The sequence below is a fragment of the Peribacillus sp. QJM3NY_7 genome (assembly GCF_056173225.1).
In genome coordinates this window covers 365,634-391,439 of sequence record NZ_CM149663.1, presented here as the reverse complement: position 1 = coordinate 391,439, position 25,806 = coordinate 365,634, and the positions used below count along the sequence as shown (strand labels likewise).

General features: G+C 40.2%; 17 protein-coding genes. 5 read left to right on the top strand and 12 right to left on the bottom strand.

Annotated features, from left to right (window positions below):
* The first annotated feature begins 18 nt into the window (after positions 1–18).
* Positions 19–201 (top strand): hypothetical protein, encoded by a 183-nt coding sequence (locus AC0VX1_RS01995; protein ID WP_413024191.1) that lies wholly within the window; start codon positions 19–21, stop codon positions 199–201.
* 81 nt (positions 202–282) lie between these two features.
* On the opposite strand, the gene AC0VX1_RS01990 is transcribed toward AC0VX1_RS01995, so the two are convergent.
* The 5 genes from AC0VX1_RS01990 to hutP form a co-directional block, all read right to left on the bottom strand.
* Complete coding sequence (locus tag AC0VX1_RS01990; protein WP_413024190.1) at positions 283–2,010, bottom strand: glycine betaine ABC transporter substrate-binding protein; 1,728 nt, start codon at positions 2,008–2,010, stop codon at positions 283–285.
* Between the two features lie 4 nt (positions 2,011–2,014).
* Positions 2,015–3,220, bottom strand: coding sequence for a quaternary amine ABC transporter ATP-binding protein (locus tag AC0VX1_RS01985; protein ID WP_098185611.1), 1,206 nt, complete (start codon positions 3,218–3,220; stop codon positions 2,015–2,017).
* Positions 3,221–4,213: 993 nt separating this feature from the next.
* The gene (locus AC0VX1_RS01980; RefSeq protein ID WP_475471684.1) at positions 4,214–5,611 is read right to left on the bottom strand and encodes an amino acid permease; all 1,398 of its coding nucleotides are present in this window, start codon (positions 5,609–5,611) and stop codon (positions 4,214–4,216) included.
* A 325-nt stretch (positions 5,612–5,936) separates the two neighbouring features.
* Positions 5,937–7,454 carry a histidine ammonia-lyase gene (hutH, locus tag AC0VX1_RS01975; protein WP_034306584.1) on the bottom strand — a complete coding sequence of 506 codons (1,518 nt, stop codon included), beginning with the start codon at positions 7,452–7,454 and terminating at the stop codon, positions 5,937–5,939.
* A gap of 114 nt (positions 7,455–7,568) precedes the next feature.
* Positions 7,569–8,018, bottom strand: a complete 450-nt coding sequence (hutP, locus tag AC0VX1_RS01970) for a hut operon transcriptional regulator HutP (protein WP_413010952.1) — start codon at positions 8,016–8,018, stop codon at positions 7,569–7,571.
* A 239-nt stretch (positions 8,019–8,257) separates the two neighbouring features.
* Here hutP and AC0VX1_RS01965 point away from each other — a divergent pair, with 239 nt between their 5' ends.
* Entirely contained in the window at positions 8,258–8,440 is a 183-nt protein-coding gene (locus tag AC0VX1_RS01965) for a hypothetical protein (protein ID WP_475469687.1), read from the top strand.
* A 40-nt stretch (positions 8,441–8,480) separates the two neighbouring features.
* Here AC0VX1_RS01965 and pbp4b read toward each other — a convergent pair whose 3' ends face one another.
* Positions 8,481–9,854, bottom strand: a complete 1,374-nt coding sequence (pbp4b, locus tag AC0VX1_RS01960) for a penicillin binding protein PBP4B (RefSeq protein WP_475471683.1) — start codon at positions 9,852–9,854, stop codon at positions 8,481–8,483.
* A 675-nt stretch (positions 9,855–10,529) separates the two neighbouring features.
* Between pbp4b and AC0VX1_RS01955 the strand changes: the two genes are divergently transcribed.
* From AC0VX1_RS01955 to AC0VX1_RS01945, 3 genes are read left to right on the top strand one after another with little or no spacing between them, the layout of a single operon-like run.
* Positions 10,530–12,104, top strand: a complete 1,575-nt coding sequence (locus AC0VX1_RS01955; RefSeq protein WP_336058552.1) for a spore germination protein — start codon at positions 10,530–10,532, stop codon at positions 12,102–12,104.
* Positions 12,105–12,130: 26 nt separating this feature from the next.
* Positions 12,131–13,234, top strand: a complete 1,104-nt coding sequence (locus AC0VX1_RS01950) for a spore germination protein (protein WP_475469686.1) — start codon at positions 12,131–12,133, stop codon at positions 13,232–13,234.
* Entirely contained in the window at positions 13,218–14,432 is a 1,215-nt protein-coding gene (locus AC0VX1_RS01945; protein WP_475469685.1) for a Ger(x)C family spore germination protein, read from the top strand. The genes AC0VX1_RS01950 and AC0VX1_RS01945 overlap by 17 nt, the downstream gene beginning before the upstream one ends.
* A 99-nt stretch (positions 14,433–14,531) precedes the next feature.
* On the opposite strand, the gene AC0VX1_RS01940 is transcribed toward AC0VX1_RS01945, so the two are convergent.
* The 6 genes from AC0VX1_RS01940 to AC0VX1_RS01915 all read right to left on the bottom strand — a co-directional run bounded on the left by AC0VX1_RS01940 (position 14,532) and on the right by AC0VX1_RS01915 (position 25,166).
* A complete protein-coding gene (locus AC0VX1_RS01940; protein WP_475469684.1) occupies positions 14,532–17,717 on the bottom strand; it encodes a biotin/lipoyl-containing protein in 3,186 nt (1,061 codons plus the stop codon).
* Between the two features lie 37 nt (positions 17,718–17,754).
* Complete coding sequence (locus AC0VX1_RS01935; protein WP_413010938.1) at positions 17,755–18,447, bottom strand: coiled-coil domain-containing protein; 693 nt, start codon at positions 18,445–18,447, stop codon at positions 17,755–17,757.
* 1,604 nt (positions 18,448–20,051) lie between these two features.
* On the bottom strand, positions 20,052–21,455 hold the full coding sequence (gnd, locus tag AC0VX1_RS01930) for a decarboxylating NADP(+)-dependent phosphogluconate dehydrogenase (RefSeq protein ID WP_239860029.1): 1,404 nt from the start codon (positions 21,453–21,455) through the stop codon (positions 20,052–20,054).
* 77 nt (positions 21,456–21,532) lie between these two features.
* Positions 21,533–22,879 (bottom strand): GntP family permease, encoded by a 1,347-nt coding sequence (locus AC0VX1_RS01925; protein WP_475469683.1) that lies wholly within the window; start codon positions 22,877–22,879, stop codon positions 21,533–21,535.
* Between the two features lie 18 nt (positions 22,880–22,897).
* Positions 22,898–24,442 carry a gluconokinase gene (gntK, locus tag AC0VX1_RS01920; protein WP_057276084.1) on the bottom strand — a complete coding sequence of 515 codons (1,545 nt, stop codon included), beginning with the start codon at positions 24,440–24,442 and terminating at the stop codon, positions 22,898–22,900.
* Positions 24,435–25,166: a GntR family transcriptional regulator gene (locus tag AC0VX1_RS01915; RefSeq protein ID WP_048687535.1), complete on the bottom strand. Its 732-nt coding sequence runs from the start codon at positions 25,164–25,166 to the stop codon at positions 24,435–24,437. The genes gntK and AC0VX1_RS01915 overlap by 8 nt, the downstream gene beginning before the upstream one ends.
* Between the last annotated feature and the right edge of the window lie 640 nt (positions 25,167–25,806).

The window sequence follows — 25,806 nt, the reverse complement described above, 5'->3', positions numbered from 1 at the left end:
ATCCAAGGTGGAAAAAGGATGAAAATGTTTAAGTTGATTGAAGATGTTCCATCTGCGTATAAAAAAGGAACAAAATTCTTTTTAATATCGCATTCTGAATTCATTGGCGTGAAAAGTTATGTATTACTGGCAGAAGATTTAAAAGGAAAGATCGTAGTAACGGAAGAGGAATTGAGGAGTAAATTCGTTACCATCCATTGATGTTTAGTATTTAAAAGCTCAGCACCCCATCAAATTAAAAAACGAGGGAATTTCATTTCTGAAATTCCCTCGTTTTTCTTATTATTTTAAGTCTTCAATTGAATCAATATCGACGTAATCCGGTACGACCAGACCATTCTTTGTTCCTTTTAAGTTTGGTCCTAGGTCAACCATGTCATCTTTATACTTATTATAGTATTCAAGATGTGTTCCCGGGAGCCATGCAGCCACCATGGCGTCCGCACTTCCGTTGGCAACGCCGGCAAACATTGGTCCCACTTCAACTTGACTTAATGTTACATCATAACCATTCTGCTCCAGAACCTTGCCAATCACATTTGTGCTGGCAATTTCAGTGTCCCAAGCAACATAAACCAGTTTGATTTTTTCACCATTTCCTGATTGTGCACCTTGGGTCCATTTGGATACTTTGTCCTGATTTTCCTTTATCCATTTTTCTGCTGCTTCTGAAGGAGACATCCCATCAGAAACTTGGACCATTACATCTTCCATATCTTTAGTATCCCAGAAGAATTGATCAAGGATTTTATATGCACCGGGTGCATCCTGTTCAAGTCCTTTTCTGGCAATCGAATTAATATTTTCAGCCCCGCCAAAGGATTCATTCGGATCTTCGAGATATTTCAAGTCATATTTCGAGAACATCCAATGCGGTGACCATCCTGTAACGACGATTGGTTCTTTTTTATCGATTGCTTTTTTCAACTCAGCAACCATTGCCGCAGAAGACCCTTCAACCAACTTCCAATCATCCAGCTTATAATCATCTATAGCCGTTTTAGTCAACTTCATCAATCCTGCTCCAGGTTCAATTCCGATGATTTCATAATCGGTTTTGGCAGCAAAACTATTTTTATCCCCGTTCACAGCCGTATCTTTTGTAAAAGTACCGAATAGCGCAGTACCCACAACTAGTAAGGCCAATATTGTAAAAATGATTTTCCTGCTAACAATATGCTCGTAAGCTGGTTTACGAAGGTTTTGCGTGATACGATCAAGTATGATTGCAATGATTACGATGGATAATCCTGCTTCAAATCCTTGCCCTACATTAATTTGGCTGACTGCCCTGTAGACATCCGCCCCAAGTCCGGGTGCTCCAACCAATGAAGCTGTAACTACCATGGATAGTGCCAGCATGATGCTTTGGTTGACTCCTGCCATAATCGTTGGAGTAGCCAACGGTATTTGTACCTTGAATAACTTTTGGCTGGTGGTTGAACCAAAAGCATCCGATGCTTCGATCAAATCATTAGGCACTTCCTGAATCCCAAGATTGGTCATACGGATTGTCGGTGCAATCGCGAAAATGAATGACGCGATGATTCCAGGCACTACCCCTATTCCAAAGAATAAAATCGAAGGAATCAAATAAACGAAGGCAGGCATCGTTTGCATGAAATCCAAGATCGGGGTAACGATATTGCGCACGGTTTTATTTTGGGCACACCATATTCCGATTGGTATCCCGATCAATATGGTGAGGAAGCCTGACAAAATAACGATCGCCAGTGTTTGGATGCTTGATTCCCAATAACCAAGATTATCAATTAATAGTAAGCTGATTAATGTAAATAATCCCAATGTCCATTTGCTTGTATAGGTAACCAGAAGGGTCAGGACGATGATTAAAATGATCGAAGGTCCTGCACTCATTACATCGACCAGGATATCCAGTAGTCCCTCGATCACATTCGTAATAAGTGTAAATAATCCAGCAAATACAATGGTAATCCAATCCACTAAAGAATCGACCCATGCCCCTAGTGGGATTTTCGGCATATTCATTGAATTATTCACTCTCCATTTCATTCAAGGAATCTTTATTTCCGGCCAAAGCACCGATGACGGCACCGCGAAGAAGAATTCCTTTAATTCTGTTCTGATCATCGATGACCGAGATCGGCAAGCTTGAAGTCGCCATCACATCCATGAGGTTTCCAAGTAATTCATCCTCTTTTACAGTTGGGATATCAGTTGTCATCACTTCAGAAATCGATTGATCATTGCTCATTGCCTGACGTGCCTGTTCAGCAGTCACGGCCCCCAATAACTTCTGCTTCCTATCCACAACGAAAATGCTGGAATACCCTTGTTTGCGCATGATTTCCAAGGCAACCCTCGGGCCTCTGTCCACCGCAATCTTCTCTGGGCGTATCATCACATGAGACGCTGTCAATACTTTTGACAGATCAACATCTTCCACAAACTTCTCGACGAATTCATTGGCTGGATTCATCATGATTTGTTCAGGGGTACCCAATTGAATGACGCTTCCATCTTTCATAAGGGCAATTCTATCCCCGATTCTTAATGCTTCATCAAGATCATGGGTAATGAAAATGATCGTTTTTTTGTACTGATCTTGGATTTGAATCAGTTCATCCTGCATATCCTTACGAATCAATGGATCAAGGGCACTGAAGGCTTCATCCATCAGCAGGATATCCGTATCACTGGCGAGTGCCCGGGCTAACCCAACCCTCTGCTGCATACCGCCGCTAAGCTGTGATGGCAGCTGATTTTCGTAGCCTTTCAATCCAACGGCCTCAAGAGCCTTCATCGCATTTTCATGACGTTTTGCTGGATCTACTTTTTGAATTTCGAGCCCAAATTCAGCGTTTTCCAATATCGTTTTATGCGGGAATAAAGCAAAGTTCTGAAATACCATGCTTATTTTCTTTTGTCTGACTTCCCTTAACCGGGCAGCGTTCATCTTCACGATATCTTCGTCATCAATTAAGATTTCACCCAAAGTGGGATCGATCAAACGATTGAACATGCGGATCAAAGTTGATTTCCCGCTTCCGGATAGGCCCATGATGACAAAAATCTCGCCAGGATAAATCTCGAAATTAACATTATTCACTCCGACCGTTTGTCCCGTTTCTTTTAAGATTTCCTTTTTCGATTTGCCTTGCTTCAATAAGTCTGTTGCTGCTTTTGGAGATTTGCCAAAAATTTTCGAGACATTTCTGACTTCTACATACGGCTTCATCAAGTCACCTCATTCTAATAGTTGCCCATATGATATTCAGTTTTGCTGAATTCCCCCGTTTTATGCGAGTGATGATTATTAATGCACAAGTATCTTGAAATAACCGAAATTCTACCCCTTCAAAAAAGCGGAAGTGACACTTATTTAGTGGCACAGGGTGTACGTGTATAGAAAAATAATCTATATTTATTATTTCCAAGAAGCAATTCTTTACTTGGATTATATTTTGTGTGATAAATTGAGCATTTCAAGTAGAAAAAAAGAGGTGCAATCACAACTGAGGAAACTAGCAGGCACAACATATACCAACTGTAATATAAACGATTTCCACTTAGAGTTTTGTCCTGATGATGGACTTACGACTACCCTCTAAAGTACTTCATTTCCTTTACCAGGTGGAATGATACTTGCAGTGCAGTATAACACCAAAACGCATAGAAATATGATTATGGGATTCCCAATAGTCTATTTTAAAGCTTTGCAGGGAAAAGAGGTGCAATACAACTGAGGAAACTAACAGGCACACAGCATATACCAACTGAAATATTATGGTTTTTTATTTTAGGGTTTTGTTCAGTCCCAACACTTGGAATGAACCTGTTTCCCTAAAGTACCTCATTACCTTAACAAAGAATGAATATAAGTTCAAATGATGCGGGACGGAATTCTTGCCTAAAAAGCCCATTTACGCCATCGATTCTAAAGGTTACGGAAGACACCAAAAACCTTGATATACCAACACTTCGGCTTCCTATAATCATAAACTCCCAACATCGGCCACAATTTTTTTTCAGTTTTTTTAATTCTAAAATCATCCAAAAAGTAGGAAAGGTGATTTTCCGCTTAAAAATCACATGGCAAGATTGGGTTTTCACACATCTTTTTTTAATGGTTATGTTTTATGCAGCCATATAAGGAAATGTGTCATATATACAGAGAAAAACCTTGAAACAACCATTTCATTTCAAGGTTCATGCATATTATCGATACAAACTATTTAGCATTCCTATGTTCATCAAAATCAATTTGGCATTCCTCTAGCGGAGTTACTTTCGTTTTCTTTATGAACTTATAACCAAGCCACATCACCAGGAAGAATGGGATGCCAAGATAGGAAGCGAACACACTGGCCCAGTTAATGTCATCGCCAATAAAGGCTTGATAGTTTTGCGCCAATAATACGAAGAAACAAAGAGCAAAGGAAAATATCGGGCCGAAAGGAAACCATTTGGATTTATAGGGGAGATCGTCCAGTGAATACCCTTGAGCAATATAAGCTTTTCTAAAGCGGTAATGGCTTGCCGCTATACCGAGCCAAAATATAAATCCAGTGACTCCAACCGCATTCATAAGCCAAATATAAATGACTCCATCACCGAAAATGGAAGCAAAAAAGGCCAACATCCCTACAAGTGAAGTGACAACCAATCCCCAAATGGGAATGCCGCGTTTGTTAAGTTTGCCAAAAATACGCGGTGCCAGCCCTTCTTTTGCCATGGAGTATAACATTCGGCTAGTCACGTAAAGACTCGAATTACCTGCAGATAATACGGCTGTCAAAATGATGGCATTCATCACGGAAGCAGCGAATGCCAGTCCCACTTTTTCAAACACCATCGTAAATGGACTAACCATGATCGTGTGTCCCTGTAGACTGCCATTCGTATAAGGAACGATCAATCCGATAACCAATATGGCCAGGATATAAAAGAGGAAGATTCTCCAAAAAATACTGCGAACTGCACGTGGTACATTTTTTGCCGGGTCTTCACTTTCACCGGCTGCAACACCGACTATTTCTGTACCTTGAAAAGAAAATCCAGCAGCAATGAAAATACCCAATGTTGCCAAAAAACCACCGGCAAACGGAGCGTCACCAACTGTGAAGTTTTTAAAACCAATCGCCTCTCCGTTCATGATCCCGAATATCATCAATATTCCGACAACTATGAAAATGATGATGGTCGCCACTTTGATGAGGGAGAACCAATACTCCCCTTCGCCATACCCTTTAACGGATACGTAATTCAATAAGAATATCAAAACTAAAAACAATGAACTCCATAAAAAAGACGAGCTGTCAGGAAACCAAAACTTCATAACCATCGTTGCGGCAGATAGTTCCGCAGCAAGAGTCATTGCCCAAGTGAACCAATAGTTCCAACCAAGCGCAAACCCTAATGCTGGGTCGATGAAACGCGAAGCATAGGTACTGAAAGCGCCGCTGACCGGCATAAATGACGCCAGTTCTCCAAGGCTTGTCATAATAAAATAAACCATTATGCCAATTACGGTGTAAGCGACCAAAGCACCGCCAGGCCCCGCAGAGTGAATGGCTGGCCCGCTTCCGAGAAACAGCCCTGTTCCAATTGCACCGCCCAGCGAAATCATCGTAAGGTGGCGTGCTTTTAGCTTCCTTTGTAAAGTATTTGACGGCTGGTTTTTTTCATTTATGACAGGTGGTTGCAATTGCCGATTTTCCAAATTAGATTCCCCTCCAAAAATGCATGTTTAATCTAGCACGAATAGGTAAAGTCGATCATTCCATCAATAGTCATTTCCTGCATTTATTACTATTTCAAGGTCATTTTCTCTAATGCTTAGACCTTTTTTGGATTTCTGGGATCTTTGTAGCATTTACATAAGGGTGTTAGGCTTAAAGCCCAAGTCAAAGGGCTATAAGCCTAGCGTTCATTCGGATATTCCGAGCTTCATATTATGTTGTAGGTAAACTCCTATGAATAAATGAATTCCAGTCAATTTGCAGTAACCAGCTTGCCGTTGCTTCAATATCCTTTGAAAAGATACGATCTTGTGTAATGCTTGGAATGAGCTTTCTTGCTTCCGTATAAAACTCTTTTGTAAACGGGGCCATCTTCTCTATTCCACGGTATTCAACCGCTTGTAAGGCACAAATGAGCTCAATCGCCAAAACACGGCGAACGTTTTGGATGATTTGATGTGCGTGCCGTGACCCAATCGTTCCCATACTTACATGGTCTTCCTGGTTCGCTGAAGATGGAATGGAATCAACACTTGCAGGATGTGCGAGTGTTTTATTCTCAGAGACTAGGGAAGCTGCACAATATTGCATGATCATCGCTCCAGACTGCAAGCCAGGTGACGGACTCAAGAATGGCGGTAAATCATTCAGCTGAGGATTGACGAGTCGCTCAATCCGGCGCTCTGAAATATTCGCAAGCTCGGCAACAGCGATTTTCATGAAGTCCATCGCAAATGCAATCGGCTGTCCATGGAAGTTCCCTCCTGAAATAACCTTTTCCCCATCGTCAAAAATAAGCGGATTATCCGTCGCTGCATTCATTTCAATTTCCAATTTTTCTTTTACATAATCAAGAGTTTGCCAAGATGCCCCATGCACTTGCGGGATGCAGCGAAGGGAATAAGCATCCTGAACCCGCAGTTCTCCTTGCTTGGTGATGAGCTGGCTGCCGCTGATCATGCGGCTAATCCGTTCAGCGACCTCTGTTTGCTGACGGTAACCGCGTGCTAGATGAACATCCGGATCAAAGGCATCTTCAATGCCGCGTAATCCCTCTAAAGTCAGTGAAGCAATCGCTTCAGTTTGATGGGCCAGCTGTTCGGCTTCAATGTAATTTACGAGGCCCATCCCCGTCATGGCCTGTGTTCCGTTAATTAATGCAAGACCTTCTTTTGCTTTAAGTGTCACTGGAAGAATGCCTTCTTTCGATAAAGCTGCGATGGCCTCCATTCGCTCTCCTTTATAAAACACTTCCCCTTCTCCCATCAATACTAGCGCCAAATGCGAAAGCGGCGCCAAGTCCCCGCTTGCCCCAAGAGAACCTTGCTGAGGGATGACCGGGTGGATATGTGCATTCAAAAGATCGATCAAACGTTCAATGACGATAGGACGGACGCCGGAGAACCCTTTTAATAGCGCGTTGGCCCGGAGAAGGACCATAGCTCTCGAAACCACCTCTGGAAATGGTTCCCCGACTCCGCACGCATGGGAATGAATCAAATTCCACTGTAGCTGCTCAGCGTCCTCTGCATCAATCAAAACATCGCTGAACTTTCCAAAACCTGTTGTGATTCCATAGACGACTTTCTTTTGTTTCACGATATTTTCAACCGCTTCGCGGCTTTTTTCCACTTTCTTTACACTCTCGGCTGAAGCAGAGACAAATGCTTCTCCATACAATACTTTTTTCGCTTCTTCAATCGTTAAAGTTTGGCCCGTTAACATAATCATTTCCTGCACCCCTATTCTTTTTTTAAACAAACAAAAGGAGGCCATATTGACAGACTTATCCAGTCTATCAATACAGCCCCCTATTTCACTAAATAACTATAGGCTTTTAATTATTTAAATGTGGTTAATTCCCAAACCGACGGCTTCATGTTCAAATCCCCGAACCGGTGCTCCAATCGTTCCATACACGGCGACAGCAATCCATTCACCTTCGGCCCCGTTTTTAAACGGCCTGCCCCGAACGATTGCAAACCGAAGGCCCGCAGTCCTCAAAAGACCGCCAAGCTCAACTTGCCCGCGTGTCACTCCTTGGAGTGCTTCGATGATCGCATGATACAGCGCATGCATATCACGATACATATCGGGATTGACCAATCCAAGTCTTTTCGCAGATGTCTCAATGGCCGCAACTATTTTCTGCAGCTCCATTGAACCGACTTTACCTTTTCCATAAAGCCAATCCATCCGCTTAAGTTCATTCGTCAATATGACTTCTTCCTCTTCGTCCGCAAATGCGTACATGATTGCATGGCGCCCAATTCTTCTGTCGAATTCCTTTGTCATGCAGGTACCTCTTTTACAATTTTCTAAATACACTAATAACTAAATATTATTGTAAGCGGATACAGGCTGTTCGGTCAATATATTTTTTAAAATAGTTCTTTTAGGGGGATAATTCATCACTCCCGAAAGCAGTCGAACAACCATGGCAATAACGCCCATACAAAGGTCCAATTCGTCCCCCAGATCGTCCCGGATAACTTGATTAATGCCTTCATGAAATTGTTCGGTTCCAAGAATTAGTGACAATTAAACATGCCGATCGCATCATCGTTGTACAAAATAGGGAAATCATCGAACAAGGTGCCCATGATAATTTGCTCCATCAAGACGGAGCATATAAAAACCTGATCCTTGCCCAAACTGTATGGAATAAAGCTTCCAGACATTCTGATAGAACAAGAAAAAAGGCCTCCCGACATTAATGGGAGGTCTTAAACTTTATGGAGATATCCGTATATCCGTTTATTCATTCGTTTCCAATGCTTCATAAATCGCAGTTACAACACTTCCATAGCTTCCTGTTTTGAAGAGGTCGCCAAAAAACTGATTGGAATTGGCTACAGGATTGACGAGCGGAGAGTGCTTTTTATTAGTTAGTAAAACGATCCCTAAATCTATTTCCGGATCAATGATCGTGACCGTCCCGGTCCATCCAGTATGACCATAGGCACTGTCGCTTGCGAGAGGACTGAACATCCACTCCATGCTAGCATCGCCATTTCGTCTCCAACCAAGACCATATGTAGGATTCATCTCGGAAGGTGCGACGAATTCATCGATTGTTTCTTGATCAAACAACGTATGTTTACCGTATCCCCCGCCATTCAGCATCACCTGCAGAAGGACGGCCATATCTTTCGTATTGGAGAAAAGGCCGGCATGCCCTGAAACGCCCCCCATCGAATAAAAGGCTTTTTCATCATGCACTTCCCCTTGAAGTGTGTATGAACGAATGTTAGGGAAATCTATCACGCCATCCCGGGTGTTGCCAAGCAATTCGGTTGCGGCAAAATCCCTTGGCTTAAAGCCCTTTCGCAGAGGATTGAACTTAGTGTTTTTCAACCCAAGCGGCTTGTACAATTCATTTTCAACATAGACATCAAGCTGCTGACCCGTTATTTCTTCAACAATGGCACCAAGCAGCATATAATCCACATCACTGTAGACATTCTGTGTTCCAGGTACATATGTGAGCGGTGTCTTGGAAATGAACTCGATGGTTTTATCCCGCTCCTGGGAATAAAGTTCTTTCGAAACCTTTGGATTATGGTATTGCGGATCGGGTCTAAACCCTGCAGTATGATGTAGAACATCAATAACCCTCAGATTGTCCTTCCCTTTGATCACATCCTCCTCCGTGTCTTTGAATTCAGGAATGTATTGCTGCACTCTTGCCTGGATATTCAGCTTGCCTTCGCTGACTAATTTCTGAATGGCAAAATTGGTTGCATACATCTTCGTGTTTGAAGCAAGGTCAAATAACGTGTCATTTCCCATTTTTTGAAACTTCTTAAGAGGTGTATGTTCATTAAACTTCTGTTTGTACCCGTAGCTTTCATTTTTAACGATCTTTCCGTCCTTTATGACAATCAAGGCAGCACCTGGGAAACCGGCTGTCACTTCCATTTCAATGAGCTGATCCACTTTTTCCAGCTTCTCAGACGAAAATCCCGCTTCATCCGGTTTATTTACTTTCTTTAATATTGGATACTGACTGACAGTCTCCTTACTCACAGCGGCTTCATGATTTGAGTTTTCATTAGCAAAAGACACGGAAGGTGCTAATAAGGAAAGTGCCAGAATTGAACTCAGTGTGCAGCTTGTCCATATATTCATCATTTTCCACTCCTTTGAAATCACTTTTAAAAATAAAGAACAACTTAACCGAAAGATAATATTCATTCCGTTCTTTTTACACCAGGCTTTACAATTTGATAATATGTTCCGGGTTGTGATTTAACTCTTATTTCAAGTTGATTAATTCAGAAATTTCCCAAAATCGGGTGATTTTTACAAATAATTCTCAATTTTCAGTATATGTTATTTCGAACATCATTTCAATTTGATCTTGATATTTTTAAAATTATATTTCAAATCTTGAGCTTAAGTCATCCCCCGTTCTAAGAAGTAAAGCCTATGTTCATTAAAGCTCACTACTATAATCAATGAGTCATTCGGGTAAGTCCCAGACATCGATTTGGCCTCTTCCTTCTCCTCAATTATATTCAAAATCAATTTTTCCACATAGTACATACTCAAGTATAAAGTATGTAAATACGGCTAATTGCTTTTAACTTCATTGCATAAGAAACGTAGAAGATATTAATACTATTTGAGAATTAAAGGAATTTTAGCGGCTACTTGAAACAAGTATAGGGTGATGAAAATGTGGAAAACTATTGTTTCCTACCTTCCAGAATGGCAGGTTTTTATACAAGCTTTTATTGTGTTTGTTATTCCGTATTTAATCTCCAAATTGTTTAATCGGCTTCGCAACTCAAAGGATGAGTGATGAAAATGAAAGAGTGGATATCAAAGATCGGTAAAAAAGGAAAAGGTACCGATAAAGACAAACAAGAAGCAAATACCTCCCAAGATTCAACTGATCAGTTTACAGATAATTTTAATTTAAATCTAGAAATGGTTAAGCAAGAAATTGGACATAATTGGGATGTTCATTTTCGAGAATTTAATATCGGCCGTACCGGTATTCGGTCAATTATCATTTATGCGGATGGATTATCAGATAAAGACATCATTGATAAACATATCATGACATCATTGATGGTTGACTTTTCAGCAGAATATAAACAAGACCTTCCTTACATCAAAGGAAGCATTTCAAAAGAATTCATAAAAAATGAAGTGTTATCTATCAGTGAGGTAGAAGAAGTTGGTTCCATTAAAGAGTTAGCATCAAAAGTATTAACAGGTTCTACCGCGCTTTTAATTGATGGATTAGTGGATGCCCTAATCCTTGGTACAACAAAAATAAAAACAAGGACTGTTGAAGAGCCGGTATCAGAGGCATTAGTCAGAGGTCCACGGATCGGTTTCACTGAATCTTTAGTTGATAATACGTCTTTTTTAAGAAGTAGTGGTGAAATTGAAAATTTATCGTTAGTACAATTCCAAGTAGGTAAGCAGTCAAGAAAAGACTTAGTTGTCGCTTACATTAAAGATATTGTTGATCCCGAATTAGTTCAAGAGGTAGAAAATCGAATTAAGAAAATTGATATTGATAATGTGCCGGAATCAGGTTATGTAGAGCAACTCATCGAGGATAATTACCTTAGTCCTTTTCCTCAGGTACAGAATACAGAGCGTCCTGATCGCGTGATTGCTGCTTTGATGGAAGGCCGGGTGGCCATCTTATTGGATGGGACGCCATTCGCTTTGATCGTTCCAGTTACATTAAGCATGATGTTACAATCACCAGAAGATTATTATGAAAGATGGATTCCTGGCACATTCATACGTTTACTCCGTTATCTCACAGTTGTTTTGGCTCTTTTTACACCGTCTTTATATATAGCTTTCATCTCATTTCATTCAGGGTTGATTCCGACCAAACTGGCCATCTCCATTATAGGAACCAGATCCGGTGTTCCGTTTCCGGCACTTATCGAAGCATTATTCATGGAAATATCCATCGAAATTCTGAGGGAAGCAGGACTGCGATTGCCTAAGCCAATTGGTCCGGCAATGGGTATCGTCGGCGGTTTAATCATTGGGGAAGCTGCTGTACAGGCAGGGATCGTTAGCCCTGTTTTGGTGATTGTAGTAGCGTTAACTGCTATATCATCATTCTCCATTCCGCACTATAGTATTGGGATTACATTACGGATTCTGCGTTTTCCAGCTATGATTTGTGCTGCCACATTTGGATTATACGGGGTCATTCTCTTTTTTCTTTTAATGACCAGCCATTTAGTGAAATTAAAAAGCTTTGGTGTACCTTATATGAGTCCAGCCGTTCCTTATCGCTTAAGTGAATGGAAAGACCTGATGGTTCGCATGCCGCTTATGATGATGAAGCGCCGTCCAAAGATGATGCATACAAAAAATCCCATACGTAAAGGATAACCTATCGGTGAAAGGGTGGTTAAAGAATGATTCTCAATCCGAAAGACCGAATCACGACTCCTCAAACAGCTGTCATTATCATCAACTTTATACTCGGTACAGGATTACTCACCCTACCCAGATCATCGACGGAGAAGGTACATACACCAGATGTATGGATTACCGTTATTTTAGGCGGGGTTATTGCCATTATCGCGGGGGTGATCATGGTCAAATTAAGCCAACAGTTTCCCGAAAAAACCGTTTATCAATACATCAATGAAATTGTAGGAAAATGGGTGGGGAGTTTTCTTAGTTTAGTTATTATATGTTATTTTCTTATGACTTCCGGATTTCAGCTCCGTTCAATGGCTGAAGTTGTAAGGTATTTACTTCTGGAGGGTACCCCTACATGGGCAATTATTATGATTTTCATATGGGTAGGTCTTTATCTCATCATCGGTGGCATTAACCCGATAGCCCGTCTATTTGAAATTATATTACCTTTGACAGTTATCCTTTTTTTGGTAGTTACCTTTATGAGCATCAAAATATTTGAGATTGATAATCTGCGTCCGGTATTAGGAGAAGGAATCACTCCTGTACTAAAAGGGGTAAAAACAACGGCTCTCGCTTTTTCAGGGCCTGAAATCATGTTACTGCTTATTCCGTTTATGAATCAGCCAAAAAAAGCAGTAAAAGCCCTGCTTGTTGGAGTTTCCATTCCATTGATTTTTTATGTAATAACGGTCGTAATGGTTATCGGGGCATTATCTGTTGATGGAGTGGTCACGAGAACATGGCCGACTCTGGATCTGATACGCAGTTTTGAAATCTCCGGTTTGATCTTTGAACGGTTTGAATCTTTTTTGCTCGTGGTTTGGATCATGCAAATATTTGCTACATTTACCATCACATACTTTGCAGCTGCTTTAGGGCTGGCTCAACTTACGAAAAAGAGCATTCACCCATTTATGTTTGGCTTGCTTCCGATTCTATACATCATTGCCATGATTCCGAAAAATATGAATGACCTATTTAAACAAGGAGATTTCGTCGGCAATATCGCACTGTTTTTATTTGGTTTACTTCCGCTTCTTCTGCTTATTATCTCAAGAATAAAGGGAGGAAAATATGAAACAATCACATAACAATATACGCCCCCTCTTCATTTCCCTCTCCGTTCTTTTGTTCTTATCCCTTACAGGATGTTGGAGCAGTCATGAAATCGAAGAGCAAAGTCTAGGTATAGGTTTGGCATTCGATAAAGCCAAGCCGTCCTCCATCGAGAAAAAATTAAACGAACAAGGGGGTGGTTATTCAAAAAAGGACCGGATTACTGCAACCTATCAATTTATCACTCCACAAGTAGCAAGTTCAACAACGAAACAAGCAGGACCAGAACAAAAATCTTATCTTAACGTTTCCGAAACTGGTGATTCCTTCCACCAAATGGTTCGTGAATTATCATTGAGAAGTGAACAACCCGTAACCGCTCACCATATGAAAGTGGTTGTTATAGGTGAAGATCTTGCAAAATCGTATAAGTTGGAACAATTACTTAATCAAAATTTTCGAGAAAGTGAGGTTAGACCAAGCTGTCTTGTGCTCATCAGTAAAGGAAGAGCAAGCAACACACTGGAAACAAAGAAAGATGGAGAAATTCCAGCGTTTCGTCTGGCTGGCATTGTAGAAAATGCCTATCGAACAACGAGGATTTTACCTCCCATGTCGCATATTAAAGTAGAAAGCAAGATCAAATCAGGATCTAGTTTTCTAATCCAAAAAGTTCTATCAGCAGATGGGCAAGTCAAATTTGCGGGTGCTGCCGTGATCGATGGAAAGACACACAAAATGACTGGTTTTTTGAATGAGGAAGAACTGGAGGGCGTAACATGGATAACAGGTAAGGGGAAAGGCGGTGTAGTGAAAAGCTTTGATAAAGAAACCGGTCAGCTGATTGTGTATGAGATAGAATCCATGAAAAGCAGTATCGTACCTCGAGTTAAAGGAGACAACATCTCTTTTGATGTAAACATTGAATCAGTGGGTAGACTGTCTGAAAACTGGGTAGTTTCAGGAGATACTTTTAAAAATGAATTTCTAAAAAAAGCAGAAAAATCCTCTGAAAAAGAAGTGAAACGCTTGGTGAGAAATGTAGTAGAAAAAATGCAAAAAGAATACCAAGTGGACGTTGCTGGCTTCGGAAATCGATTGAGAATTGAGCACCCAAAAGTATGGAAGAAGGTCAAAAAGGATTGGGACCAAACATTTAGTGAAACTCCGATCAACTACGATGTAAAACTAACTATTAATGATTATGGAGCATCAGATGGATCAAAGAAGTGAATCCACAGGTTGAACACTAGCTGTGAATAACGATGAGCATGAAAAGGACTCCCACAGAATACTGTGAGAGACCTTTTCAAAAATTTTTCCATCGAAAGATCAGCTTAATTCCACTTTAGTAATTTCACTTAAATAATTCCCACTTATAATCGAGCCTTCATCTGCAACAACATATTCAATGACAGTCGGGCTTATGGTCCGAATATAAACAAAAGCTGAATCATCTACATGCTCAATTCGAAGCTTTTTCCTCTGTGCCTGCTTAATATCAAGCTGGTTGGTACTAGCTTCCGGCAGGCTTGTGTAATAAATTTCAAAATCTTCTTCTGATGCATCAATGAAAAGATGCCATTTGTTATACTCTTCTTCTTGATCAATCATTGTTTTTAATTTCCCTTTTCTCCCGATGCCAAGAAAATACTTGAACTTTGATTCCCCATCCACCATATCGCGGTCAATAACTTTTATACTTCCGCCTTTTCTGCTTTGTACAAGCCCAAAGGCAACGCCTGTTTTTCCTGTAGGGGCTGTTATTATATCCCGGTTAACCACTCTGTTTCTCTCTTCTTGCTTTAAATAAGCGCCTTCTGTCCCCAGTGGCGGGAGAATCTCAAAAAGGGCACTAGACACTTCTCCCCAGTTTTGAGTGTTCTGCACTTCCCTTTCAATCCATTTATTAAATAGATTCATGACGACCGGGGATTTACTTGAATTACCCGCAAGCAGTATATTCACTTTATTAATTTTGCTGTGTTCTGACCGGGCAAAAGCGCGCCGTAGAGACTCAAAGAAATTTTTAATGCCTTTGTCGATTCTTTCCTCAATCAACTGTTCCATTTCATCTTGATCGATCAATAGTTCCACATTGAGTTTTGCGCGGCCGGCTTTGTCAAATAAATCTGCCCGGATCATGCCTTTTCCAAACTGTTCTTCATACCGTTCATGTCTTTCCCAAAGCGGCCTTAATTTTTCCACCAATTGTTTCGTATTTAAATAGGATTCTTGTGACTCATTAATCAATGTTTCACTTCCGGGAAATTTCACACATTCCGCTGGGAGGGTAAAAGGAATGTTTAACTCACGCATTGTTCTTTGGTTGTTTTTAAACACTTGGAACGCCAAAAGCTCCAGCATGTTCTCACCGCCTAAATACCGGTCCCCGCCCGCTGCAAAATGTTCAATGACATAATCATATCTGCTTTCTTTCAAGCCCGCTTCACGCCAAATCCCAAAATCAAAATCTGTCGTTCCTCCACCAAAATCAAACACACCGTAGTACGTTTTTTCATCCTCTTCCGGTTCAAATCCGTATTCCTGTAACGCACAAACGGCATAGGCAGCAGGTTCACTCGCCCCAGCAGTGACACGAAACTTTTTCATTAATTCTTCATCCTGTAGAATCGGCATAGGAAGTGTCTTTTTTAAACCGCGTTCAAAACACGTTAGAATTTTTTCCCTTACCTCTTTTTCATACGTCACCGGGAAAGAAAGGGTGTAATCGAGGTAAATCCCATTGTTCTGGTTATTGATGTACAAACCGAGGTAGTAGGCGTATAACTCGATTGGGTTGATTTCCTGATCGGTTAAGTCCAAAAAGGAACGCAGTACAACGGCATATCCCCTCTTGTCTTTTAATCGGAGTTTGTTATTCTTTTCTCCAGCCCACTGCTTTAGATTATTCAATATGGAATAATAATGGTCACTCTTTCCATTCATCAAGTTGTTAAGAGCATTGTGGGAAACCGTCACATCCTGCCACCTTGTATCTGGTCTTCCTTCTTTTTCTTGATAAAGCTCCAGGAAATGTTCTAAATCAATAAATTCAATCACGGTTGGATTTTCATAATGCCAGTCTTGTACTTCCGTGTTTAGGTAGCCAACCCCAATACGCATGGGAAGAGTAACATCACTTTCTTCTTGATGGACGACAACTGTACTTTTCGTTCCAAAATCAATGCCGACTATGCCGTCCTCCCTAATATCCATTTTAGGGTTTCTGGCCATTATTTCTTCGTTCAGTTTTATCGTTAAAGGTTTTTCATCAGAGGTGACAGGCCATAAATCCCAATGTCCCCGGTTTGGATCTGTTAACATCTTTTCATCATATGTATCAATATCAGCTCTTACTTTTTCAGAGTTTAAAAGCTTCTCATAAAACGTGTTGGAATCGATAGCGATCGATGGCAATTCTTTAAGAAAACTTTCATGATCTAATTCCTTTAATTGATACAATTCCAGCAAATAATCATACTCCTTCTGGCGTTCTGCACTTAATCCGCTTGGAACTAACCGGTTTTCCAGCCAAAGATGGAGAGCCTTTCGGTCATTGATTTCAAAAGCATTTTCCCCATTTAAACGGAAGACGGGAACGAAAAATCCTTTTCCCAGCAAATTGTTTTTTTGATTTACTACATCGTAGCTTTGAATGTCGTACCCGTTGGATTTAAACGCTATCGATTTAGAAGAGTTAGCCGTTTGATTGGCAAATATCCTTGAAATGGAAGGATTTTTATTCGCGGAGTAATCGTCTAAAGATAGTATTCTCTTATATACAGGGTGATCGGTTGTATTGAAACTTTTCGCAGCCTCTTCCCGTGTCATGACATCACCTTTAAAACCGGAAACGTCCAGATGCTTTTTGTAGTCAAAATCCTCGTCCATTAATTCATAGTATTTTCTATAAGGAAATACCGCTGCGATGTTGTGATCATATATAATATTCCCATTATTCATGTAAACCCATCTGGAACGGAGCATTTTTTTAATGTCTTGAAAGAAGCTCGCCTCATCCTTGAAGAAGGTTTCTTCTGCACTCTGATATAAATGGCTGATTAACGATCTCACTTCTTTATAAGTCATTGAAATGGCAGAGACCGGAACGGTTTGGGAATCAGTTGAGAGTAGAACCTGCTCTTCGTTCTTATTCATTAAGTATATGGAACTGTCTATGTTATTTTTTTCGGCTAAGCTTGTTACGTTCTCAATCGGCTCTTCATCTTCCATCGTTTCTTGTTTTTCAACTTCTTTTAATAATTCTTCAGAAATTGCATCACCAGAATCCAAATAACATATCAGGTCACCAATCTTGACTATAGTGTCCTCCGCTACGTTCAATTCTTTAAGGGTACCTTCTTTTTCTGAAAAGAGGTCAAATTCGATGCCCTCACAGCTGAATTTGGCTAAGCTTTCGCCCACCGTAATATAATCGCCTGGCTGTTTATACCATTGCACAAGAAGGATCTTTTCAATGCCTTCTTCAATCTCTGGGATAATAATCGATGTCATTGTATTTCTCCTTTACTATCATTCACTTTTTCGCCTGCTAGATTCTCACAACAGATTTTTTAATGGTTTTACCATTAATGCTTATATATCCTGGCAGCAGGACTTCCATGATGTTCCCGGATATTTTGCTATTGAGGGCCCTTATGTACAAGTCCTCCCTGAAGACCTCATTCATTTTTACTTCCTGTATTTTATATAAAGGGGTATCGTATGTTTTACTGTACTCTTGAAAGAAATACAGAAAAAGGGCGAGCAAAGTCTCTCTTTCCTGCTCCCGTCCTTCCATAATCTCGTTTTTGATAAAATCCCACAAAGATGAAATGTTTTCATATTGCACGCCACAGACTATAAATTCCTGCACGGAACCACCCTTGAAGATTCCTTTCAAGGAACTTTTAGTGGTTTCGGATAATTGTTGAACAGCTTCGTAAAGTTCTTCTGCTTCCCGATAGTCCGCTCTTCTCTTTTGCAATTCATTATAATAGGATTCCATTTTCTCATTCAGATGGTGGATCATTATTTGGTACTCACTAATTTCTGCTTTTTTCGAGGCAAGCTCTTGTTGAAGTTTTGCTATTTCATTTTCTTTTTCTTTCAGCAGCTCCTTATGCTCCCCCAATTGACTATACGAGCGCGCTTCTGCTATTGCTTGTATCTTTTCAATGACTCTTTCGTCTTGTAGGGAAACCATTAATGCCTCAATAAAACCATCATCCCATTCCTTATTCATCTTTACACTCCTTTCAAAAGTGTTAACCAACCATACTCGCTCTGTATATGTATGAAAATGTTTTCCTTTTTTCGCCATAGAAAAATCCCCTCCCAGATAGACTGTTAGGAGAATACAACCATAACTTATATTCCAAGATATCAGTAGTGAGATTACTTATTTCTTATCAAAAATACGTATATAACGTATTAAAGATGTATGAATAATATGATGCTTACTTTCACTTTTCACTATTAAATACTCACAGTGTTCCATCCTTTTTAAGACCTCTTGTAAAACATCCTCTTTTTTACTACTCAATCCTTTTTTTATTTTCTCCCACTTAACATCAGCGTCAAGAGTATAACAAACATAGAATTCCTTTAACAGGTTAATCTTCCCCTTAAATGCTTAGTTTCTTTAACTGTTTTTATTGTTTATATCTAATCCGAATTCATATTTTTCCTCAATCCGATATACTACCTTATGAGTACCACTTAATAATATTCGGTATGATTATGTTGTTTAAGTGGGTTGAAATGACTAGGGTTAAACCCCTGGATTACTTGATAAGAAAAGGCCTCCCCTCAGTAAACTGTGGGAGTCCTCAGACTGTAGACAAACTCGATGAAAATCGAGTTTGTCTACAGTTTTTTTGCTTGTACAAATTTAGACGTTGATTTCCACTTCAGGCACTTGCGCCTGTGGGGTCTCCCATGGACTCGCTATTCCCGCAGGAGTCTCGCACCCGCTCCAATCAACTATGTTTAAAAATTTGGATAGAACTCCTTTTGCCTACAGTCTTTTTTGTCTTAAAATAGATCTATTAAAACTTGAGGTGATGAGGATGCTTTCGAAACATCATTCTATTCAACGAGATCAACTTGAAATGATTACATATGCTCCCCATTCATCTTTCAATAAAAACCCGAACAAAAAAGCCCTTCTCGTTTGAGATGGCCTTTCGTTATGCTGTTCCAGCACACTCGCTTAACTATTAAATCGCACATCTTGATGCTAGTGGATTCTTGATGGTTCGCATGCATGTTTGTATGGGAGCTTAAACAAATTATCCATAACAGCATTAACACAATCTTCACAATAATAATTGACGAACTCTCTACCTTGTTCAAAAATTGGTGTCATCGTATCTATGTCAGCCCATTTAAAACAGTAAATACACATTTGCCTCATGATATATCACTCCTTTTCCACGCGGAAATAATTTGATAATATCCAAAAGAAGAATATGTGCCACTTGCCGACATTATTCAAGAAACGTTTGCGAACTCCGACTGTAAAATTAAGGTATAAAGGAAATTAAATGCTATAAACCGATATCATTTATATACCACTTAGCCTGAGTATTAAACAACCTCCCCCAAAAATATTATTCGTTGCCCCTCAATCTTTTCCACCAAGACTTTTTCCATTTTGAAGTTCACCTATGGTTCGAAATAACGCAATCAATCTTTTTTCCCTCACTAAAATTCCTTTATCCACTAGCTGCACCTTTTGTTACATACAAAAAAAAGAGCTGCCAAAGCAACTCTTTTTTGAAGTAAAATACCTGTTTCAACTTCATGAACGGTATTACAAATGACTATTTCTTTTGTCACTTTCCATCACTGCCAGTTCGTGTGGAAAACCCCTGCTAAATCACGTCGTTCATAGGTATGCGCACCAAAATAATCACGTTGTGCTTGCAAAAGGTTAGCATTTGAGATGCCTGTTCGATAACTATCGTAATAAGTAAGTGAAGAGCCTAAACATGGAAACGAGATGCCGGAATTTATCCCCTCACAGACTACCTTTCGCAATCCCACCTGGTACTTTGCAACCTTTTCAGCGAAATATGGTGAAATCAATAGATTGGCCAGATTTGGCTGCTCTTGATAGGCTTCGCTAATGACGTTTAAAAATTCTGCCCTAATGATGCAGCCGCCGCGGAAAATAAGCGCAATATCCTTCAAAGGCAAATCCCAGCCGTTAAGTTCAGAACTCATTTTATATTGAGTGAAACCTTGCGCGTATGCACAAACCTTTCCCATATATAATGCTTGCCTAATATAGTCAATCCACTCATTTTTATCTAATTTTTGCTGAACGTTCTCAGGCCCTGTTAGAATGTTTTCCGCATGAACCCGTTCTTCTTTTAGAGCGGAAATGTAGCGCGCAAACAAAGACTCTGTAATGATCGATGCTGGTATTCCGTTATCAATCGCTTGCATGCTGGTCCATTTTCCTGTGCCTTTTTGTCCTGCTTTATCGAGAATCACATCGATCAATGGTAAGCCCGTTACTTCATCTTTTTTCCTTAAGATTTCGGCCGTGATTTCGATTAAATAACTTTTCAGTTCGCCTTGATTCCATGTTTCAAAGATGTCAGCAATTTCATTAACCTCTAAATGCAATTTTTCTCTTAAAAATGTATATGCTTCGGCGATTAATTGCATATCTGCATACTCAATCCCGTTATGTACCATTTTCACAAAATGACCTGCCCCTTTTGGACCGATATAGGTACAGCAAGGAGCATCATTTACTTTGGCTGCGATTTTTGTCAGGATTGGAGCCACTTTTTCATAGGCGTCCTTATCTCCTCCTGGCATGATTGAAGGTCCTTTTAACGCACCGACTTCCCCACCGGAAATACCAATTCCTACATAACTGAATCCTTTAGATTTCAATTCATCATATCTGCGTTCAGTATCTTCGTAATGAGAGTTACCGCCGTCCATGATAATATCGCCCGATTCAAGATGAGGAAGTAATGAAGTGATCACCGAGTCGATCGCTTTACCCGCAGTCACCATCAGAAAAATCTTTCTTGGCGTTTCCAGTGACTGAACGAAATCTTGGATTTCGTAATACGGATGGATTGACTGACCGTCCAATTCAGCAACAAGCTGATCCGTTAAATCTCTTGTGTAATTATAGACAGCTACTTTTTCCCCTTTATTAGCCATATTTAACGCGATATTACTGCCCATTACCCCTAAACCAATGACACCAATTGTATTGAACATTATTTCTGCTCCTTCTTATGTAAGAATAATAGGCAGTAAATCCCTGCCATAAGTCGGGGATTTACTGCCGGGAAAGCCTATACAAATAAGCTTAGTAATAGAATGAATCCTAATCCAGCCACTGATATGATCGTCTCAAGCAAAGTCCATGTTGCGAATGTTTCTTTCATGCTTAAGCCAAAATACTCTTTAAACATCCAGAAACCAGCATCGTTAACGTGTGAAGCGATTAAACTTCCCGCTCCTGTAGCAAGTACGACCAGAGCAAGGTTAACGTCCGTCTGACCTAACATCGGAATAACCAAACCAGCTGTCGTCAAGGCAGCAACTGTAGCAGATCCCAATGAAATACGCAGGATTGCCGCGATGATCCAGGCAAGCAGGATTGGTGATAATGATGTTCCTTTGAATAATTCAGCTACATAGTCACCTACACCGCCATCGATCAATACTTGTTTGAAGGCTCCGCCGCCACCAATGATCAAGAGCATCATTCCGATATTCAGGATCGCTGATGTACAAGATTCCATAATATCCTTCATTGGAATCTTTCTTGCCACTCCCATTGAATAGACCGCAAATAATAAGGAAAGCAACATGGAAGTACCGGCTTCACCAATAAAACGGATAGCGGCCAGTAAACCATTATCTTCAAATCCCATCGTTTTTTGCATCAAAGTGATGATTGTAGCAATTGACATTAATATAACCGGAAGTAATGCAGTAAATACACTGATTCCAAATCCAGGTGTTTCTTCAAGTTTAAAAGATTTTTGTTCCCCTAATGAGGCAATGCTGCCTGTTTTCGTAAATGATTCAGGTACTAATCTTTTAGCTATCTTCGTAAATATCGGTCCAGCTAAAATAACGGTTGGAACCGCAATGATGAAGCCGTAAAGTAAAACCTGACCAATGTCTGCGCCATATTCACCAGCGATGACGGTTGGTCCTGGGTGCGGCGGTAAGAAACCGTGTGTTACGGATAATGCCGCCACCATTGGAATGCCAAGATACAATATCGAAACTTTTAATTCTCTTGAAATCGCAAATACGATTGGAATCAATAATACTAATCCCACTTCAAAAAATAATGCGATACCGATAATGAATGATGCTACCACGACTGCCCATTGAATATTCTTTTCACCGAATTTCTTAACAAGGGTCATGGCAATGCGCTGCGCTCCGCCCGAATCTGCGATCAACTTACCTAACATCGCCCCAAGTCCAAAGATTAACGCTAAGTGGCCGAGTGTTCCGCCTAATCCAGCTTCAATGGTTTTGACAATTCCGTCAAGCGGCATCCCAAGTGCTAAAGCCACTCCAAACGATACAATGATCAAGGAAATAAAGGTGTTTAATTTTAAGCCCATTATTAAAATTAATAATGCGACAATTCCTAAAGCGACAATGACTAATGGCATTGTAATCCCCCCATGTCTTTACTTTGCAGCATTTATTAAGTTTCTTTGATAATTCGCAATCTGTGTATATTCGTTTTCCAATACCCTTGATAGGTTAATGAAAATCGGCAGCAGCTGCCTGTATTCATTTACAGAATCGGCTTTCGGTGTGTGCTTGTGGGTATTGCCTATCATTTCAGAAACCACTTCGAAGGAATCAATTTCCCCAGTTGCATATAACCCTAATATACAAGCACCCAGGCACGAACTTTCGTAGCTTTCTGGAACCACGACTTCCGATTCGAAGATATCGGACATCATTTGCCGCCAAACAGCCGACCTTGCGAAGCCTCCCGTAGCTTGAATTCGGGTCACGGGACCGTCCATGCATTCGGTTAAGGCCAAAAATACGGTGTATAAATTGTAAATGACTCCCTCTAGAGCCGCTCGAATCATATGTTCTTTCTTATGCGACAGCGTTAATCCGAAAAATGAACCCCTTACGTCCGGATTCCATAATGGTGCACGTTCACCTGCAAGATATGGATGGAATAACAATCCATCAGCGCCCGGTCTTACCCGTTCGGCAATCTTGGTCAAGACTTCATAAGCGTCGATTCCGAGTCTTTTAGCTGTTTCCACCTCGGAAGAAGCAAATTCATCGCGAATCCAGCGAAGGACCATCCCCCCATTGTTTACCGGCCCGCCAATCACCCAATGCTTTTCCGTTAAGGCATAGCAAAAGATTCTTCCTTTTTCGTCTGTTTTCGGTTCGTCAATAATTGTCCGAATCGCACCGCTTGTCCCGATCGTGACAGCGATTTCACCTTTCCGGATAGCGTTTACACCTAGATTTGAAAGGACACCATCACTTGCCCCAATGACAAATGGCGTTTTTGGGTCAATCCCGATCTGTTTGGCTAAATCCGCGTCACAGTTGTTAAAGGTCTTTGTTGTTGGTACGAGTTCAGATAATTGATCACGCGTTACTCCAGCAATTCTTAGGGCTTCCTCATCCCAATCCAAGTTTTTGAGATTCAACATGCCCATGGATGAAGCAAGGGAATAATCGACAACGTATTGATCAAAGAACTTTTTAAAGATATATTCTTTAATCCCGATATACTTTTTAACATTGGTTGCGATCTCCGGGTGATCATTCACGATCCAGGTAATCTTGGATAATGGTGACATCGGGTGAATCGGTGTTCCGGTTCGCTTGTAAACTTCATGCCCATCTAATTCATCCTTTATTTTATGGGCCCAAGCTTCACTGCGATTATCTGCCCAAGTGATGCAAGCGGTTAGCGGCTGGTCGTTTTCATCCATAGCTATAACACTATGCATCGCACTGCTAAATGAAATAAATGATGGTTTTTTATCTGGATGCTGCTTCGTTATATTTGAAAAGGCTTTCAGAACAGCCTGGAAAATCTCCTCAGGGTCTTGTTCCGCCGTTGTCATATCCGGTGTGTAAAGAGGATAGCCAATATTCTCTTGCTGGATGACATCGCCTTTTTTCGTGAATAATACAGCTTTTGTACTTGTTGTACCGATGTCTACTCCTAACATATAGCTAGTCATTTTCTTGTTCGACTCCTTTTGAAAGCATCTGTTGAGCCATCCATAAGTCTTCAACTTTTCCTTGAACATCATCAAAGTTTTCATGTAACGACTTAATCATGATGTCTCGATCTTTTGTTTTGATCGCATCAATATACAGCTGATGATTATTTATGATCCGTGTAAAGTCTTCATACTTTTCTTTAAAACGGCTGCGCATGGATAGAAGAATCAAACTTTCCATTACAGGTTTTAAATTATCCCAGATCATCAGGATGTAGGAATGATCGATGGAGCGAATGATCGTTTCGTGGAATAGAACATCCTGATAGGAAAACTCATCCGCATCCAGGTATTTTATGGACACTTTCATCATTTCCAATATTTTACTAAGTTCCATTACTAATTCATTCGTGTTCATCCTCACTAGACGTTCAAATACAAACGTTTCGATGAGAATACGTACATCATAAATTTCTGCATACTTTTTTTCTGTTAAACCAATGACAACCGCACCCATTCTTTCTAATCGGATGATATTTTCAGAGGCCAGTATTTTTAACGCTTCACGAACGGGTGAGCGGCTTACACCGAAATCAGCAGCTAATTTATTTTCAGAAAGGATGGCACCGCTTTCAATCATCCCCGAAATAATACGCATTCTAAGCTCGGATGTAACGCGATCGCCAGCTGAAGCTTTTGAAAGCCATTTTACAGGATAAAGAAATTCCTTTGATTCAGCCATAAATTCACCTTCTTATAGAGTTCAAGTACACTTGTATACAAGTATTTTATAATAATAATAATAAATAATGCAAGCTTTTTGAATTCAACCGGATTTTCGCCAATATAATCAAAGTCGAACGTTTTAGAAGTATTTGACTTTAGCGAACGTTGAAATAAAACCTTTTTCATTATAAAAATCCCCGTTCATAAACGTGTACTTTTAATCCACTATTGAACTGAACTAAACAAGACAGAGATTAACCCCCTATTACAAAAAAAAGCACCACTTTTCCTTAACCAGGTGGTGTCCATTCTATTTTATCCTCCCAAAAACTTACTCAAAGTAATTCTATTTTTATTTGAGGGTGACCTCAGGTAAATATCCTACATGATGTACCGCCAGCATTATACAGAACAACGCCATTAATTATCTATATGGTCATTCTACTTTCTGATGGCCCCATGCCTGTCACCTCTTATTCCGATTAAAAGGACGTTTTACATAGGAGAATAGAAAAATTAACATAGCCTTCCAACCGATAACGATAGCAAATAAAAAGAAAAATCACTCTTGTACCACAGCATTAATCCAATTTAGCATTCATAACAATGCAGAATACACCGATCACTTCAGCATTATCGTCAAAATTGCCCAGGTA